Below are 13,833 nucleotides of genomic sequence, written 5' to 3'. Positions count from 1 at the left end.
CTGGGTCACGGGGTCTCCGGGGGTCGGGGTGGGTCTGGGGAGGTGGCGGGCCGGTCAGCGGCCGGAGGTGAGGGCGTCGGCGTAGTCGGCGCGCAGCTTGCGCTTGTTGACCTTCCCGACGCCGGTGCGGTCGATCTCCGTCACGAAGCGGACCTCGTCCGGCAGCTGCCAGGTGGCGAAGCGCTCGGCGAGTGCGGCGAGGACGGCGTCCTGGTCGACACCGGAGTCCTCGTCCCGCACCACGAGGGCCAGGGGGCGCTCCTCCCACCGGGGGTGGGGGACGCCGATCACGGCGGCGTCGCGGACCCCGGGGACGGTCATGATGTGGTTCTCCAGGTCGATCGAGGAGATCCACTCGCCCCCGGACTTGACCACATCCTTCAGGCGGTCGGTGACCTTGAGGTAGCCCTCCGGGGAGAGATAGCCCAGGTCCCCGGAGCGCCAGTAGCCCTCGTCGTCGAAGCCGGCCTCGGTGGCCTCGGCGTTGTCGGCGTAGGAGGTGGTCACCCAGGGCCCGCGCAGGCGGATCTCGCCCACGTTCTCCTCGCCGGGCGGCAGCAGCTCGCCCAGGGGGTCGGTGATCTTCACGTCCACCCCGACGACGACGAGGCCCTGGAACCGCTTGAGGTTCCACCGCTCGTCCTCGGAGAGGGTGTCCATGAGGCTCGGCTTCATGCGGTTGAGGGAGACGATGGGCGAGGTCTCCGTGGCCCCGTAGGCGTGGATGACCTCCGCGCCGGTGAGCTCGTCGAAGCCGCGCATCATGGCCACGGGGGGCTCGGTCGCGCCGCACAGCAGGCGCACGCCGTCCATCCGTGGGGGCGTCTCGAGGGTGCGGAGGTGGTGGAGCATCGGCAGGAGGATCGCGGGGGCGGCCGGGGCCACGGTGACGCCGTGGTCCACGAGGGTGGAGGTCAGCCACGGGGTGTCCGTGAGGTTGAACCGGCCCGGCAGCACCAGGCGCGCGCCCACGGCGACGGCGGCGAACGGCAGGCCCCAGCACTGCGCGTGGAACATGGGGGTCAGCAGCAGGGCGGTGTCCGCCATGGTCATGCCCAGGGTGGACACCACGGCATGCGCGTGCAGCCAGGTGGCCCGGTGCGAGTAGAAGACGCCCTTGGGGCGGCCGGTGGTGCCCGTGGTGTAGCAGGCGCCGGAGGCGGAGCGCTCACTCACGTTCGGCAGGCCCGCTGTCTCCAGCGGCTCGTGCCCGTCGAGGAGGGCCTCGTAGGAGAGCACGTCGTCGCGACCGGCCCAGTCGGCGGGGAGCTCGCCGTCGCCGGCCACGATCCAGCGGACGCCGCCGGGCAGGTGCGGTTCGAGCGCGGCGGCGAGCTCCAGGAGGGTCTCGTCCACGACGATCGTCCCCACCTGCGCGTGGGTGATCACGTAGGCCAGGTCCATGGGCGCCAGGCGCAGGTTGAGCTGCACCATGGTCGCGCCCAGCAGCGGGACGGAGAAGTAGGACTCGAGGTGGCGGACGTCGTTCCACAGCAGCAGGCCGACCCGGTCCCCCGGCCCGACGCCCTCGGCGCGCAGGGCCGCGGCCATGCGGCGCACCCGCTCCCACACGGCCGCGTAGGTGGTGCTCTGCCACGGGGCGCCGCCGCCGCGGGTGTGGATGATCTGCTGATCCCCGAAGGTCCGGGCGGCGTCCCGCAGGAGGCGAGTGGTGGTGAGCTGTTCGTCGTCGCCCATGGTGGACGGGGTGCCGAGGACGGTGTCGGTGGTCTGCATGGGTCCCCCTGGGAGGTGTGGTGGTCGCGGAGGCGGGCGGCAGTCATCTGTGACATGCCTCACGGGGCTGGTGTTGCACACTCAAGCACGATCTTGCACTAGCGTGCAAGAAGGTGCGGGGTCGTGTCGATCCCTGCCGTAGGGTTCAGCGAGCCCCCGCATCCTCGTCTCCCGACCACGGGCCATCCCATCCGCCGACCCAGCCCCGAGGACCTGATGAACACCTCCCTGCCCTTCGACCAGGACGACCTCTCCTCCCCCGCGCGCCTGCGCCTGGCGGCCCTCGAGCTGTACGCCGAGCGGGGGGTCGAGATGGCCAGCGTCCGCGAGATAGCGCAACGCGCCGGCGTCGCCCCCGGGCTGGTGCGGCACCACTTCGGCAGCAAGGCGGGGCTGACCCGCGCCGTCGACGACGACGTGCTGCGCCTGATCGCCACGACCCTCGACGAGGTCCCGCTCGTGGGCTCCCCGCAGGAGGTGTCCGCGGCCCGCGACGCCGCGTTCGCGGACCTCCTGGCCGAGTACCCGGTGGTGGGGGCCTACGTGCGCCGCTCGCTGCTGGAGGCCGGCGGGGGGACCGAGTCCCTGCTCGAGCGCCTCGTGGACCTGACCACGGAACAGACCGAGCGCCTGCGCCGGTCCGGCTTCGCCCCGCGGCGCAGCATGCCGACGTCCGTCTTCGGCACCGTCATCCGACAGATGGGCCACCTCATGGTCGACCCGTCGGCGGACCGCATCTGGCGCCGGATCTCCGAGACCCAGGAGGACGCCGCCGAGCAGGCGAGCCCGCGGGTGCGGCTCGTGGTGGATCCGCCGCGGTGAACAGGACCGCCGCCGGCCTCGGCGCCGTACGCCTGCGCCGCCCAGTCCTCGGGCGCCCCGGCGAGCTCCTCCCGGCCCTCCTGGGTGGCCGTCGACGCCGGCCCGCCCCTTCTGGGAACGCCTGCGGCCGGTATGAGCGCACTTTGCAGGCTCAGAGCGACAGCACGCGTTCCAGGTCCGCGAGCGCCCCGCCCCCGGACGCGCCGTTTCCCGAACGACAACGCGGGTGGGGCGTAGCCTGGCCGCCATGACCACCGTGTTCTACGACGACCAGGGCCGCCCCGAGCCGCCCTTCGCCGCGGGCGAGGCCGCCACCCTGCTGGGCTTCCTCGACTTCCTGCGCGCCACGATCGAGTGGAAGACGGCGGACCTGGACACGGCCGCGCTGCACCGCCGGCTGCCGGGCCACCCGTCCGCGATGACGCTCGGCGGCCTGCTCAAGCACCTCGCGTTCGTCGAGTTCTGGTGGTTCGAGGCCGTCGCCCTCGGCGAGCCCACCTCAGCCCCCTGGGTGGGCGCGGACTTCGACGCGGACCCCGACTGGGACTGGCACAGCGCGGCGCAGGACTCCGCGGCGGACCTGCGCACCCTCTGGCAGGGCCAGGTGGAGCGGTCCCGGCAGATCGTGGTGGACCTGCTCGCGGCGGACGGCGACGACGGCGCCGCGGCCCTGGCCCGCATCCACCGGATCCGGGAGGGGCGGGACCCGGTCTCGCTGCGGTGGATCCTCACCCATATGATCGAGGAGTACGGCCGCCACGCCGGCCACGCCGACCTGCTGCGCGAGGGGATCGACGGCCAGACCGGCGAGTGAGCCCGCCCGGCCGCAGTCCCGCCTGCGGTCGCACCCGGGTTCATCCCCTCGTCGGATGCCCGGCCCCGCGCCGGCTGGGTAGATTCTGTGCCATGGCCTCCCCCTCCCCTGCGTCCGCGCACCCGTCCGCCCCCGAGAGCGGGACGGGCCTGGGGTTCACCGGCGCGGCGGGGATCACCGGGCTCACCGCCGCCGAGGTCGCCGAGCGGGAGGCCGCGGGCCTGGTCAACGTCCAGTCCCGGGACACGTCCCGCTCGCTGGGGCAGATCCTGCGCGTGCACGTGTTCACGCTGTTCAACCTGGCGATCGCGCTGTGCGCCGTCGTCGTGATCCTGATGGGCCGCTGGCTGGACCTGCTGTTCTCGCTGGCGGCCGTGGCCAACGTGGTGATCGGCGTGGTCCAGGAGTACTCGGCCAAACGGAAGCTGGACCGGATCGCGCTGCTGCACCAGGACGACGTCCTCGTCATCCGGGACGGGGCGCGCGTGCCCCTGCCGATGGCGCGGATCGTGCGGGACGACGTCGTGGTGCTGCGCCGCGGCGACCAGGTGCCCGTGGACGGCGAGGTCCTCGTCTCGGACGGCCTGGACATGGACGAGGCGCTGCTCACCGGCGAGAACGACCCCGTGCCCAAGACCCCCGGGGACGCCGTGCTCTCGGGCTCGGCCGTCGTGGCCGGCGCGGGCCTGGTGCGCGCGACGGCGGTGGGCTCGGCCTCGCACGCCGCCCGGCTCAGCGCCGAGGCCCGCCGCTACTCCGCCATCCGCTCGGAGCTGCGCGGCGCCCTGGAGACGGTGGCCCGCTGGCTGACGATCGCCCTGGTGCCGATCATCGCGGTGATCGTGCACGGCCAGATGACGGCGGTCGGCGGCTGGACCCACGCCCTGTCCCAGCCGCGCGAGGCCGCCCTGGAGCCCGCACTGATCGCGTCCGTGGCGGCGGTGACCAGCATGATCCCGCAGGGCCTGGCGCTCATGACGACCATCGCGTTCGCCGTCTCCGCGCTCAAGCTGGCCCAACAGGAGGTCCTCATCCAGGAGCAGCCCGCCGTGGAGGTCCTGGCCCGCGTGGACACCGTCTGCCTGGACAAGACCGGCACCCTCACCGAGGGCGGCGTCCGGTTCGACCGGCTCACCCCGCCCGCCTCGGCGGACGCGTCCCCGGACACCCACGACGACGGCGCCCCGGCCGAGGTCGGCGACGGGGCTCGGGCCGTGCTCGCCTGGTTCGGCGCGGACCCGGACGTGAACCCCACCGCGGCGGCCCTGCGCGAGCCCTTCACGGCCGTCCCGGCCGTGGACCCCGCGGCCCAGGTGGCGTTCTCCTCCGCGCGCCGGTGGTCGGCGGTCGCGTTCGGCCCCGAGGCCGGGGCCGCGGCCGGCACGTGGCTGCTCGGCGCACCCGAGGCCCTCGTGGACGAGTGGCTCCTCGGCCCCGAGGCCGCCGAGGCCGTCCGCGCCCAGGTCCACGCCGACGCGGACGCCGGTCGCCGCGTGCTGCTTTTGGCCCGCACGGACGAGCCCCTGATCGGGGATGCGCTGCCCGCCGGAGGCGTCCCGGTCGCCGTCGTGACGTTCCGCGAGAACGTGCGCCCGGACGCCGCCGAGACCCTCGACTACTTCCACGCGCAGGGCGTGCGGACCGTGGTGATCTCCGGGGACAGCCCGCGGACCGTGGCCGCCGTGGCCCGCGAGGTGGGCCTCGAGGTGACGGGCCAGGCCTACGACGGGCGCACCCTGCCGGACGATCCCGACGCCCTCGCGGACGTGATGGCGGAGCACAGCGTGTTCGGCCGCGTCAGCCCGGACCAGAAGAAGGCGATGGTCCAGGCGCTGCAGTCCCACGGGCACGTGGTGGCCATGACCGGCGACGGGGTGAACGACGCCCTGGCCCTGAAGACCGCGGACCTGGGCATCGCCATGGGCAACGCGGCGCCGGCCACCAAGGCGGTGTCCCGGATGGTGCTGCTGGACGGGCGCTTCGACCGCCTGCCGCGCGTGCTCGGCGAGGGCCGCCAGGTGATCGCGAACATGGAGCGGCTCGCCCACATCTACCTGACGAAGACGACGTACGCGCTGCTGTTCGGCGTGGTGTTCTCCCTGTTCGCGTGGCAGTTCCCGCTGCTGCCGCGGCAGGCCTCCACGGTGGACTTCATCATGATCGGCGCGCCCACGTTCTTCCTCGCCCTGCTGCCGAACCCGCGCCGCTACGTGCCCGGGTTCCTGGGGCGGGCCCTGCGGTTCGCGATCCCCTCCGGCGCGGTGATCCTGCTGTCCATGGTGGCGTTGCAGACGTACGTGCGCCTCACCGCCGGCGACGTCGACCTGGCCCGCCAGCAGGCCGCGTTCATGATCACCCTGACCTTGCTGGGCCTGTGGGTGCTCAGCGTGATGTCCCGGCCGCTGAGCGCGCGCGTGGTGGTCCTCATCCTGGCGATGTACGCGGTGCTGGCCGCCGTCGTGCTGGTGCCGGTCTCCCGCTGGTACCACCAGATGCAGGTCCCGCCCACGGACGTGCTCATGGCCGCGCTGGTGATCGCGGCCGTCGGGTGCGGGCTGATCGAGGTCATCCACCAGGTGCACCGCCGCCACGTGGCGCGGGTGCTGGCCGCCGCGGGGGCCTGAGACCCTCAGCCGCGGGCGCGACGCACGGCGGCCCGGTAGTCGCGCCACTCCCACACCAGCACGACGACGGCGACCAGCAGGTACGCGACGTCCCACCCGCTGAGCCGCTCTCCGGCCACCACGCCCGGAAGACGGGTGGCCAGGATGAGCACCACGAGCGCGGTGACCGCCCAGGCCTGCCGGCGGGGCGCGACGACCCGGTCCTTCTGGAAGCCCGCGGCGTACGCCTCCGGGGAGCCGAGCTCCTGGGCCAGCGGGCGCCCGGCCGCGGCCCCCCGCGCCCGCGCGTCACGGACGATCTCGGCCACCCGCGCGTCGGGCAGGTCCTTGCGCAGCCGCAGGACGCCGGCGAGGCGGCGGGCCCAGGCGTCGTCGTCGAGGGCGGCGGGGGGCTCCCCCACGGGCCGGCGGGCGGCCGGGAGCAGCCGGTGCGCGAGCCAGGCGAGGCCCGCGCAGACCGGGGCGACGGCGAGCAGCCAGAACGTGCTCCCGGTGAACAGGTGCGTCTGCGCGTTCACCTCGACGAGCCACCAGGCGAGCACCAGCACGAAGGCCAGGAGGGCGACGGCGGCGACCAGCGTGGCGACCAGCCGCGGGACGCGGGCGAGGAGCCGCTCCCAGAGCACCATCACCGCCACCCCGGCCACACCCATGAGCACCGGGGCCAGCAGCAGCCCCCACGTGTAGTCGGTGGTGAGCCCGTCCCGGAGCAGCCAGACCAGGCAGAACAGGACGGCGATGCCGGCGGCGACCGTGAAGCCGACCACCGGCACATCGCGCCAGGTGGCGTCGGGTGTGGCGGGGTCGGGGTGGGGGCGGATGGTCATCGGTCGGGTCCTTCCTGTGCGCTCCGATGCGGATCCCTGTCGGCGACCCTACGGCCTGGTCGAGCACGGCTTCGCATCGGGCGCCCTTTCTCGTGCCGACGTCGGCGTCGCTCTACCGTGGAGCCATGGACTCCACGCTCTTCACCCGTTCGGCCGACCGCGCCGCCCACGATGACGTCAACTTCCGCACCCGCAAGTGGGTCAAGCCGGAGGACCTCAACGCGAACAACACCCTCTTCGGCGGCTCGCTGCTGCGCTGGGTCGACGAGGAGGCGGCCATCTACGCGACCCTGCAGCTGGGCAACCCGCGGTGCGTGACGAAGCTGATCTCGGAGATCAACTTCCTGGCCTCGGCGAAGCAGGGCGACATGATCGAGATGGGTCTGCGCGCCACCGAGTTCGGGCGCACGTCCCTGACCATGCGGGCGAAGGTGCGGAACATCGTGACCGGCGAGATGATCCTGACCATCGACAAGATCGTGTTCGTGTCCCTGGGCGAGGACGGCAAGCCCGTGCCCCACGGCTTCACCGAGATCACCTACGACCGCGACCGTCTGCCCCTGGACAACCCCCTCTGAGCCGGCCCGCCACCCCCGACGCGGGAGGACGGGCGGCTCTAGTCGATGCCGCGGGCGGCCAGGGCGTCCCCGACGTCGTCGGCGTGCTTGAAGCTGAGCACCAGCAGCGGCAGCGCCCAGGCCCACGGCGCCATCCGCACCCCGCGGGCGGCCTGCGCATGCCGGATCTGGGTGGCCAGTGCCCGCAGGTGGCCGATCGAGGAGAGCACCAGGCCCATCGCCAGGCCCACGCGGTCGGCGCGGAACCCCGCCCGCACCAGGCGCGGCCCCGCCCACGGGATCCGCTCGACCGGACGCAGCACCGCCTCGGCCACCCCCGTCATGTCCGCGATCCGGGTGGTGCGCGTCAGCACCTGCGCGGTGAGCACGAGCCCGAGCACGCGCGCCACCATGAGTCCGGCGGCGAACGCGTCGGCGAAGATCCACTGCGCCGCGAACAGGACCACGTAGAACAGCCACAGAGCGCGCAGGTCGGAGGCGATCATCGCCGCCCCGCGCCGCAGCCCGAAGCCCACGAGATACGCGGTCACGGCGCCCACGACGGCGGCGCCCGCGGTCCACAGGGACAGCGGCAGCAGGGTCAGGGCCAGCACCCACACCGCGAACAGGCCCGTCTTGAGGCCGGCGCGGGCGCGGTGCAGGGGCGAGTCGCCGTGGATGTACAGGGAGAGCATCAGCGCAGCTCCGCCGCCACGGCGTGGTCCAGGAAGCGCTCGTACGCCTCGACCACGTCCTCGGCCGGGCCGGTCCGCTCCACACGGCCGCCGTGGATCCACACCGCCTCGTCGCACGCACGGGCCAGCTCGAGGTCGTGCGTCACCAGCAGCAGCTGGAACCCGTCCGGGGCCAAGGGGTCGGCGGCCAGCAGCCGGTCGGCCACGATCCGCCGGTGCCGGCCGTCCAGCAGGGAGGTCGGCTCGTCGGCGATCACCAGGGACGGCCCGGCGGTCATCACCGAGCACATCGCCAGCCGCTGCGCCTGCCCCGAGGACAGGGACAGGCACGCCCGGTCCGCGAGCGCGGTGAGCCGGTGCTCCCGGAGCGCCGCGGCCACGCGCGCGGCGACGTCGTCCTTGGCCAGGCGGCGACCGGCGTCGTCCTGGAGCGACTTCACGGTCAGCTCCACGTCCTCCCGGACGGTGGGCATGACCATCTGCGCGGCCGGGTTCGCGAACACGAAGCCGACGGTGCGGCGCAGCGCCTTCACGTCCCGGACGGCGTCCACCCCGTGCACGGTCACCTCCCCGGCGACGACGTCGGCCAGCCCGGCGATCGCGCGGGCCAGCGTGGACTTGCCGGAGCCGTTCTCCCCGATCACCGCCACACGCGGGGCCGTGAGGGTGAGGTCCACGCCGTCGAGGAGCACGACGACGCCCTCGGGGCCGTCGGCCTCGACGCGGACGCCGGTGAGGGTGACGGAACGGTCCGGGCTCATCGGAAGGCGCGGGGGTAGGCCTTCCACAGGCCGACGCTGAGGATGACGGCCACGACGAGCTTGATCAGGTCACCGGGCACGAACGGGGCCATGGAGAGGACGGCGGCGCCGAACTCCATCCCGGCGATCCCCACGAAGCCGAGCACGCCGAAGAAGTAGACCATGACGATGCCGCCGATCAGCCCGGCGACGGCCGCACCGAGCGCGACCCGTCCGGCGCCGAGGCCGGGACGGGCCCGGGAGGTGAGGGCCCAGAAGATCAGGCCGACGATCAGCGCGGACGGGATCCAGCCGAGGATGAAGCCGGCCGTCGGGCCGGCGAACACGCCCAGGCCGCCACGGCCGCCGCTGAGCAGCGGCAGGCCGAGCGCCACGAGGCCGGCGAACAGCGCCATCGAGGCGGCCCCGCGCCACGGGCCGAGGATCACACCGGCCAGGATCACGGCGATGTTCTGCAGCACGATCGGGGCGGGCACACCGGCGACGGCGATCGGCGGCACCAGACCGAGGACGGCCATCAGCGCGGTCATGACGGCGATGCGTGCAAGGCTGCCGCCGGCGGAACCGCGACGGGGGCGGCCGGCGTCGGTGGGGCGGTCCGCCGTCGTGGTGGCCGCGGGGCGGACGTGGCCGTCGTGGGACGAGGGCACGGAAGTGCTCATGGAGGGACTCCTGGTGCGGAAGCGAGTGCGAGGGGGCGCTCAGCCGAGGCGCTGGGCGCATGGCGAGTGCCCGACGAGTTGAACAGTGTTCAGGAGTCTACTGCAGGGGCGGAGGTGTGGGCGGCCGGGATGCGCTCCCGGGGCGATGGTGCGCGGAGTGACGCTGTCGAGATGCAGCGAAGATTTCACAAACGCGCAAATATGTTTCATGCGACCATGAGTCACTTAGGTATTGACATTTGAACCTTGATCGACTAGGGGTCATAGTTCTCCAGTCAGCCCGTGTGCGACGCTGACACCATGAACCAGCCCTCCATGGCCACCCTGTCTTCGGGAAAAATCACCCTGCGCGACGCCCGCCGCGGGACCACACGGGATGTGGAACTGGAGCCCTTCGAGATGGCAGTGCACCCCCTCCATGACCGGAGCACCGGACGCCCGCTCACGCCTCTGACATGGTTCGAGACCATCAACCTCTGCAACGAGCTATCCAATGCCGAAGAGCTGCAGCCGGCCTACACGCGTGCTGGGGACGGACGCTCCGTTACCTGGAACACGAGCGCTGACGGGTACCGATTGCCCACCGAGGCCGAGTGGGAGTACGCCTGCCGCGCCGGAACGACCTCGCCCGCCTACGGGCCGCTTGAAGACATCGCCTGGACCGGCCTCGACCACCTCGAGGGCCCCCAGCCCGTCGTCCGTTCAGAGAACCCTTGACCTTCCCCCGTAGGGGAAGGTGCAGACTGAAGATCAACCACTGGAAAACCAGCCATCAGCTTCTGCCGTCACGCAATGAACCGGTGCCCGATGGCAGTGTAGGGAGATTCGCATGAACGAGGCAGTACCGCATTTCGATCTGGCGATCATCGGTTCCGGTGGTGGCGCGTTCGCTGCCGCGATCAGGGCAACGAACCTCGACAAACGGGTCGTCATGATCGAACGCGGGACCGTGGGCGGGACCTGCGTGAACACCGGATGCATCCCCTCCAAGGCTCTGCTCGCCGCAGCCGAGGCACGCCACACCGCCCAGGACGCCGGCAGGTTCCCCGGCCTCACCGCCACCGCGGGACCCGTGGACATGGAAGCACTCATCGCGGGAAAGCGCGCCTTGGTGGAGAACGTGCGCTCCGATAAGTACGTGGACCTCGTCGCGGACTACGGGTGGGAGCTGCGCCACGGCAATGCTGTATTCACCGGCACCGCCGCGGACCCTGCGCTGGAGGTCACCGCGCAGGACGGGACCAGGGAGACGATCACGGCCGCCCACTATCTGGTCGCGACCGGCTCCACCCCGTGGGCCGCACCGATCAATGGTCTGGACACGGTCGATTACCTGACATCGACCACGGCCATGGAACTCGACGAGGTACCCGAGTCCTTGCTGGTCATCGGCGGCGGGTACGTCGCCCTGGAACAGGCCCAACTCTTCGCCCGCCTCGGCTCGAAGGTCACCATGCTGGTGCGCTCTCGCCTGGCATCGGGTGAGGAACCCGAAGCATCCAGGGCATTGATGAGCGTCTTCGCCAACGAGGGCATCCGGGTCATCCGCCGCTCCACCGTCTCCTCCATCACCCAGGACACGGACGGCGGCATTGCCGCCCAGGCCGACATCGCCGGCGGGCGCGAAACCCTCCGGGCCTCCAAGGTCCTCATCGCCACGGGTCGGCGCCCGGTCACCGACGGGCTAAACCTGGCCGGGGTGAGCGTGAAGACCGGGGACAAGGGGGAAGTCGTCGTCGAGGACACCCTGGTGAGCTCTAACCCACGCGTTTGGGCTGCGGGGGACGTGACCGGGCACCCCGAATACGTGTACGTCGCCGCATCCCACGGCACCCTGATGGTCGACAACGCCTTCAGCGACGCCGGCCGCGCCGTGGACTACAGCCACCTGCCCCGCGTCACGTTCACCAGCCCTAACCTCGCGGTTGTCGGCATGACCGACAAGCAGGCAAGAGACGCCGGGATCAGGTGCGAATGCCGGGTTGTACCGCTGGAATACATACCCCGCGCCGTGGTGAACCGGGACACCCGCGGATTCATCAAGATGGTCGCAGACGCCGACACCGGCAGGATCGTCGGTATCACCGCCGTCGCGAAGGAAGCCGGCGACCTCGCTGCAACAGGCGTGTACATCCTGCAGGCCGGGATGACCGTCGATCAGGTCGCGAACCTCTGGAGCCCGTACCTGACCATGGCCGAGGGCATCAAGATCGTTGCCCAGTCCTTCAAGACGGATGTCTCCAAACTTTCCTGCTGCGCCGCCTGAACACCTGAACCACCGATCGCCGAACACTGACACACCATGCCTTGAAAGGAACGACCGCGATGAACAACATCAGCGAGGTCACTGACCGGCTTGCGTCCAACGAGACGGGGATGGAGCCCTGGCTGTGGATGCCCCTACTGAAACTCCTCGCCCTGGGCGACCCGGTCGACGTGAGCGACCTCGCCGCGGCGACCGGCCGTGCCGGGGAGGAAGTCCGCACTGCCCTCAAGGCGATGGGCGACACGGAGTACGACGGGTCCGGGCGGATCATCGGGCAGGGCCTGACGCAGCGCCCCACGCAGCACCGGTTCGAGGTAAACGGTGAGCAACTCTACACCTGGTGCGCGCTGGACACCCTGATCTTCCCGACCCTGCTGGGCGCATCCGCGCGTATCGAATCCTCACATCAGGCCACAGGCACCCCGGTACGGGTGGCTGTCACAGCGATGGGTGTCACCAGCGTGGAGCCGGCCACCGCCGTGGTGTCCCTGGCGAACCCGGAGGACATCAGCTCCGTCCGCTCATCGTTCTGCAACCAGGTCCACTTCTTCGCCTCACCCGACGACGCAGCGCCCTGGCTCGAAACCCACCCCGGCGGCACCATCATGCCTGTCAAAGAGGCCTACGAACTCGGATCCTCCATGGCTGAGAAGATGCTCACCCACACACCAGGACCCGCCACCGACCAGGTAAGCAACGGCGTCCAAAGCTGCGCCTGCTGAACCAACCGACCACCCACCACTACCCGCCGGACCACCACTGGCAACTGGAGGGCTTGCACGGGTTCAGTACCGGTGCAGGAGGCGGGCCGGGGCCGGTGCGAGATGTTGACGAAGGACCGGAAAGAGCCGGGAAAGATCCGCTGAATCTGAAGGAGAAATTCTCATGAGTGAACATTTCGATGTTGCCGTCCTCGGTCTGGGCCCAGGCGGGGAGGTCGCGGCCGACCGGCTTCTGAAAGCCGGGAAGAACGTCGTGGTCTTCGAGCGGGAACTAATCGGCGGGGAATGCGCCTACTGGGCGTGTATCCCTTCCAAGACCGTCCTGCGGCCGCCGGAAGCGCGCACGGAAGTTCAACGGGCCGCCGGTGTCTCCGGCGCCGAACTGGACTGGGCTGCCACTGCAAAGTACCGGGACTACATGATCCGGAACCTCGATGACCAGGCACAGGTCGACGGGTACATCAAAGAGGGCGCCGTGGTGATCAAGGACGAAGCTCGGATTACCGGACCGGGCCGGATCCAGGCTGGAGACCGCGAGATCACAGCCGAGCACATCATTATCGCCACCGGCTCCGACGCCGTGATCCCACCGTTGGACGGCATCGACCAGATCACGGCCTGGACGAACCGTCAAACCTACACCACCAGCACGCTCCCCGAGCGGGCGGTCATCATCGGCGGCAGCGCCGTCGGCGTGGAAACCGCGACGTTCCTGGCCCGCTTCGGAGTGGCCATCACCCTGATCCACTGCGGCGAGAGGTTACTGGACCGCGAAGGGCCCCGGGTGGGGGAACTTGCCCACCAGTACCTGCAGGAGGCCGGCATCGACATCCGGCTGGCCACCTCCGCCGTCCAGGCGCGGCGCGAGGGAGCCGACAGCATCATCGAGCTTCAGACACGCGACGGCGATCCAGCCGGTGAGGTGGCAGCAGACGTCGTGATCTTCGGTACCGGCCGCACACCACGCACCGAAGGACTCGGCTTCGAACACGCTGGCGTAACCCTCGGCGACCACGGAGAAATCCAGATCGACGACCACTGCCGCGCCGGCGAAAACACGTGGGCCATCGGCGACGTCACCGGCATCATGCCTTTCACCCACGTCGCGAAGTACCAAGGCCGGATCGCCGCCGACGCCATCCTCGGCCGACCCCACCCGGCCACCTACGACGGCATACCGCGTGTCGTATTCACCGACCCCGAAATCGCCGGCGCCGGACTAGGGCATGTCTGACAATCGTTTTGACCATGCGAGCACAGCATTCAGCACCACAGCGGCCCTGTAGATGATCGCGTACTTGTCATACCGGGTCGCCAGACCCCGCCACTGCTTCAGGTGAGCGTAC

13 protein-coding genes and 1 pseudogene are annotated in these 13,833 nt (G+C 71.1%); 8 read left to right on the top strand and 6 right to left on the bottom strand.

Annotated features, from left to right (window positions below; genetic code table 11):
• Positions 1-54: 54 nt before the first annotated feature.
• Entirely contained in the window at positions 55-1,737 is a 1,683-nt protein-coding gene (locus J1M44_RS10610; RefSeq protein ID WP_206480962.1) for a long-chain-fatty-acid--CoA ligase, read from the bottom strand.
• 216 nt (positions 1,738-1,953) lie between these two features.
• Here J1M44_RS10610 and J1M44_RS10605 point away from each other — a divergent pair, with 216 nt between their 5' ends.
• The 3 genes from J1M44_RS10605 (at position 1,954) to J1M44_RS10595 (ending at position 5,997) form a co-directional block, all read left to right on the top strand.
• On the top strand, positions 1,954-2,559 hold the full coding sequence (locus J1M44_RS10605) for a TetR/AcrR family transcriptional regulator (RefSeq protein WP_206480961.1): 606 nt from the start codon (positions 1,954-1,956) through the stop codon (positions 2,557-2,559).
• A gap of 247 nt (positions 2,560-2,806) precedes the next feature.
• Entirely contained in the window at positions 2,807-3,373 is a 567-nt protein-coding gene (locus J1M44_RS10600; RefSeq protein WP_036335253.1) for a DinB family protein, read from the top strand.
• Positions 3,374-3,465: 92 nt separating this feature from the next.
• The gene (locus J1M44_RS10595; RefSeq protein WP_206480960.1) at positions 3,466-5,997 is read left to right on the top strand and encodes an HAD-IC family P-type ATPase; all 2,532 of its coding nucleotides are present in this window, start codon (positions 3,466-3,468) and stop codon (positions 5,995-5,997) included.
• A gap of 5 nt (positions 5,998-6,002) precedes the next feature.
• Here J1M44_RS10595 and J1M44_RS11900 read toward each other — a convergent pair whose 3' ends face one another.
• On the bottom strand, positions 6,003-6,824 hold the full coding sequence (locus J1M44_RS11900) for a hypothetical protein (protein WP_206480959.1): 822 nt from the start codon (positions 6,822-6,824) through the stop codon (positions 6,003-6,005).
• Between the two features lie 125 nt (positions 6,825-6,949).
• On the opposite strand from J1M44_RS11900, the gene J1M44_RS10585 reads away from it, so the two are divergent.
• Positions 6,950-7,402: an acyl-CoA thioesterase gene (locus J1M44_RS10585; RefSeq protein WP_049147545.1), complete on the top strand. Its 453-nt coding sequence runs from the start codon at positions 6,950-6,952 to the stop codon at positions 7,400-7,402.
• A gap of 38 nt (positions 7,403-7,440) precedes the next feature.
• On the opposite strand, the gene J1M44_RS10580 is transcribed toward J1M44_RS10585, so the two are convergent.
• The 3 genes from J1M44_RS10580 to J1M44_RS10570 are packed head-to-tail and all read right to left on the bottom strand — an operon-like array spanning position 7,441 to position 9,499.
• Complete coding sequence (locus J1M44_RS10580) at positions 7,441-8,076, bottom strand: energy-coupling factor transporter transmembrane component T family protein (protein WP_206480958.1); 636 nt, start codon at positions 8,074-8,076, stop codon at positions 7,441-7,443.
• On the bottom strand, positions 8,076-8,837 hold the full coding sequence (locus J1M44_RS10575) for an energy-coupling factor ABC transporter ATP-binding protein (RefSeq protein ID WP_206480957.1): 762 nt from the start codon (positions 8,835-8,837) through the stop codon (positions 8,076-8,078). Before J1M44_RS10575 ends, J1M44_RS10580 begins: the two co-directional genes overlap by 1 nt.
• Positions 8,834-9,499, bottom strand: a complete 666-nt coding sequence (locus J1M44_RS10570; RefSeq protein ID WP_206480956.1) for a biotin transporter BioY — start codon at positions 9,497-9,499, stop codon at positions 8,834-8,836. Before J1M44_RS10570 ends, J1M44_RS10575 begins: the two co-directional genes overlap by 4 nt.
• Positions 9,500-9,799: 300 nt before the next feature.
• Between J1M44_RS10570 and J1M44_RS10565 the strand changes: the two genes are divergently transcribed.
• The 4 genes from J1M44_RS10565 (at position 9,800) to J1M44_RS10550 (ending at position 13,721) form a co-directional block, all read left to right on the top strand.
• Positions 9,800-10,216, top strand: coding sequence for an SUMF1/EgtB/PvdO family nonheme iron enzyme (locus tag J1M44_RS10565; RefSeq protein ID WP_227448837.1), 417 nt, complete (start codon positions 9,800-9,802; stop codon positions 10,214-10,216).
• Between the two features lie 112 nt (positions 10,217-10,328).
• Entirely contained in the window at positions 10,329-11,765 is a 1,437-nt protein-coding gene (gene merA, locus J1M44_RS10560; protein ID WP_020624860.1) for a mercury(II) reductase, read from the top strand.
• 59 nt (positions 11,766-11,824) lie between these two features.
• Positions 11,825-12,487, top strand: a complete 663-nt coding sequence (merB, locus tag J1M44_RS10555) for an organomercurial lyase MerB (RefSeq protein ID WP_144824936.1) — start codon at positions 11,825-11,827, stop codon at positions 12,485-12,487.
• A gap of 163 nt (positions 12,488-12,650) precedes the next feature.
• The gene (locus J1M44_RS10550) at positions 12,651-13,721 is read left to right on the top strand and encodes a dihydrolipoyl dehydrogenase family protein (protein ID WP_241253030.1); all 1,071 of its coding nucleotides are present in this window, start codon (positions 12,651-12,653) and stop codon (positions 13,719-13,721) included.
• Here J1M44_RS10550 and J1M44_RS10545 read toward each other — a convergent pair.
• Positions 13,707-13,833: pseudogene (locus J1M44_RS10545) on the bottom strand (IS5/IS1182 family transposase); the annotation flags it as partial. The gene J1M44_RS10550 and the pseudogene J1M44_RS10545 overlap by 15 nt on opposite strands.

It is taken from the genome of Micrococcus sp. KRD128, assembly GCF_017168395.1.
In the GTDB taxonomy this organism is placed as follows: domain Bacteria; phylum Actinomycetota; class Actinomycetes; order Actinomycetales; family Micrococcaceae; genus Micrococcus; species Micrococcus luteus.
Note: the sequence above shows the minus strand (reverse complement) of the source record. Positions and strands in the feature narration are given on the sequence as shown.

What these genes read in the sequence shown, in the direction of transcription:
- J1M44_RS11900 (WP_206480959.1), bottom strand. Translation starts at nt 6,824, where the DNA reads ATGACCATCCGCCCCCACCCCGACCCCGCCACACCCGACGCCACCTGG.
- merB (WP_144824936.1), top strand. Translation starts at nt 11,825, where the DNA reads ATGAACAACATCAGCGAGGTCACTGACCGGCTTGCGTCCAACGAGACG.
- J1M44_RS10595 (WP_206480960.1), top strand. Translation starts at nt 3,466, where the DNA reads ATGGCCTCCCCCTCCCCTGCGTCCGCGCACCCGTCCGCCCCCGAGAGC.
- J1M44_RS10605 (WP_206480961.1), top strand. Translation starts at nt 1,954, where the DNA reads ATGAACACCTCCCTGCCCTTCGACCAGGACGACCTCTCCTCCCCCGCG.
- J1M44_RS10575 (WP_206480957.1), bottom strand. Translation starts at nt 8,837, where the DNA reads ATGAGCCCGGACCGTTCCGTCACCCTCACCGGCGTCCGCGTCGAGGCC.
- J1M44_RS10585 (WP_049147545.1), top strand. Translation starts at nt 6,950, where the DNA reads ATGGACTCCACGCTCTTCACCCGTTCGGCCGACCGCGCCGCCCACGAT.
- J1M44_RS10550 (WP_241253030.1), top strand. Translation starts at nt 12,651, where the DNA reads ATGAGTGAACATTTCGATGTTGCCGTCCTCGGTCTGGGCCCAGGCGGG.
- J1M44_RS10565 (WP_227448837.1), top strand. Translation starts at nt 9,800, where the DNA reads ATGAACCAGCCCTCCATGGCCACCCTGTCTTCGGGAAAAATCACCCTG.
- J1M44_RS10610 (WP_206480962.1), bottom strand. Translation starts at nt 1,737, where the DNA reads ATGCAGACCACCGACACCGTCCTCGGCACCCCGTCCACCATGGGCGAC.
- merA (WP_020624860.1), top strand. Translation starts at nt 10,329, where the DNA reads ATGAACGAGGCAGTACCGCATTTCGATCTGGCGATCATCGGTTCCGGT.
- J1M44_RS10600 (WP_036335253.1), top strand. Translation starts at nt 2,807, where the DNA reads ATGACCACCGTGTTCTACGACGACCAGGGCCGCCCCGAGCCGCCCTTC.
- J1M44_RS10570 (WP_206480956.1), bottom strand. Translation starts at nt 9,499, where the DNA reads ATGAGCACTTCCGTGCCCTCGTCCCACGACGGCCACGTCCGCCCCGCG.
- J1M44_RS10580 (WP_206480958.1), bottom strand. Translation starts at nt 8,076, where the DNA reads ATGCTCTCCCTGTACATCCACGGCGACTCGCCCCTGCACCGCGCCCGC.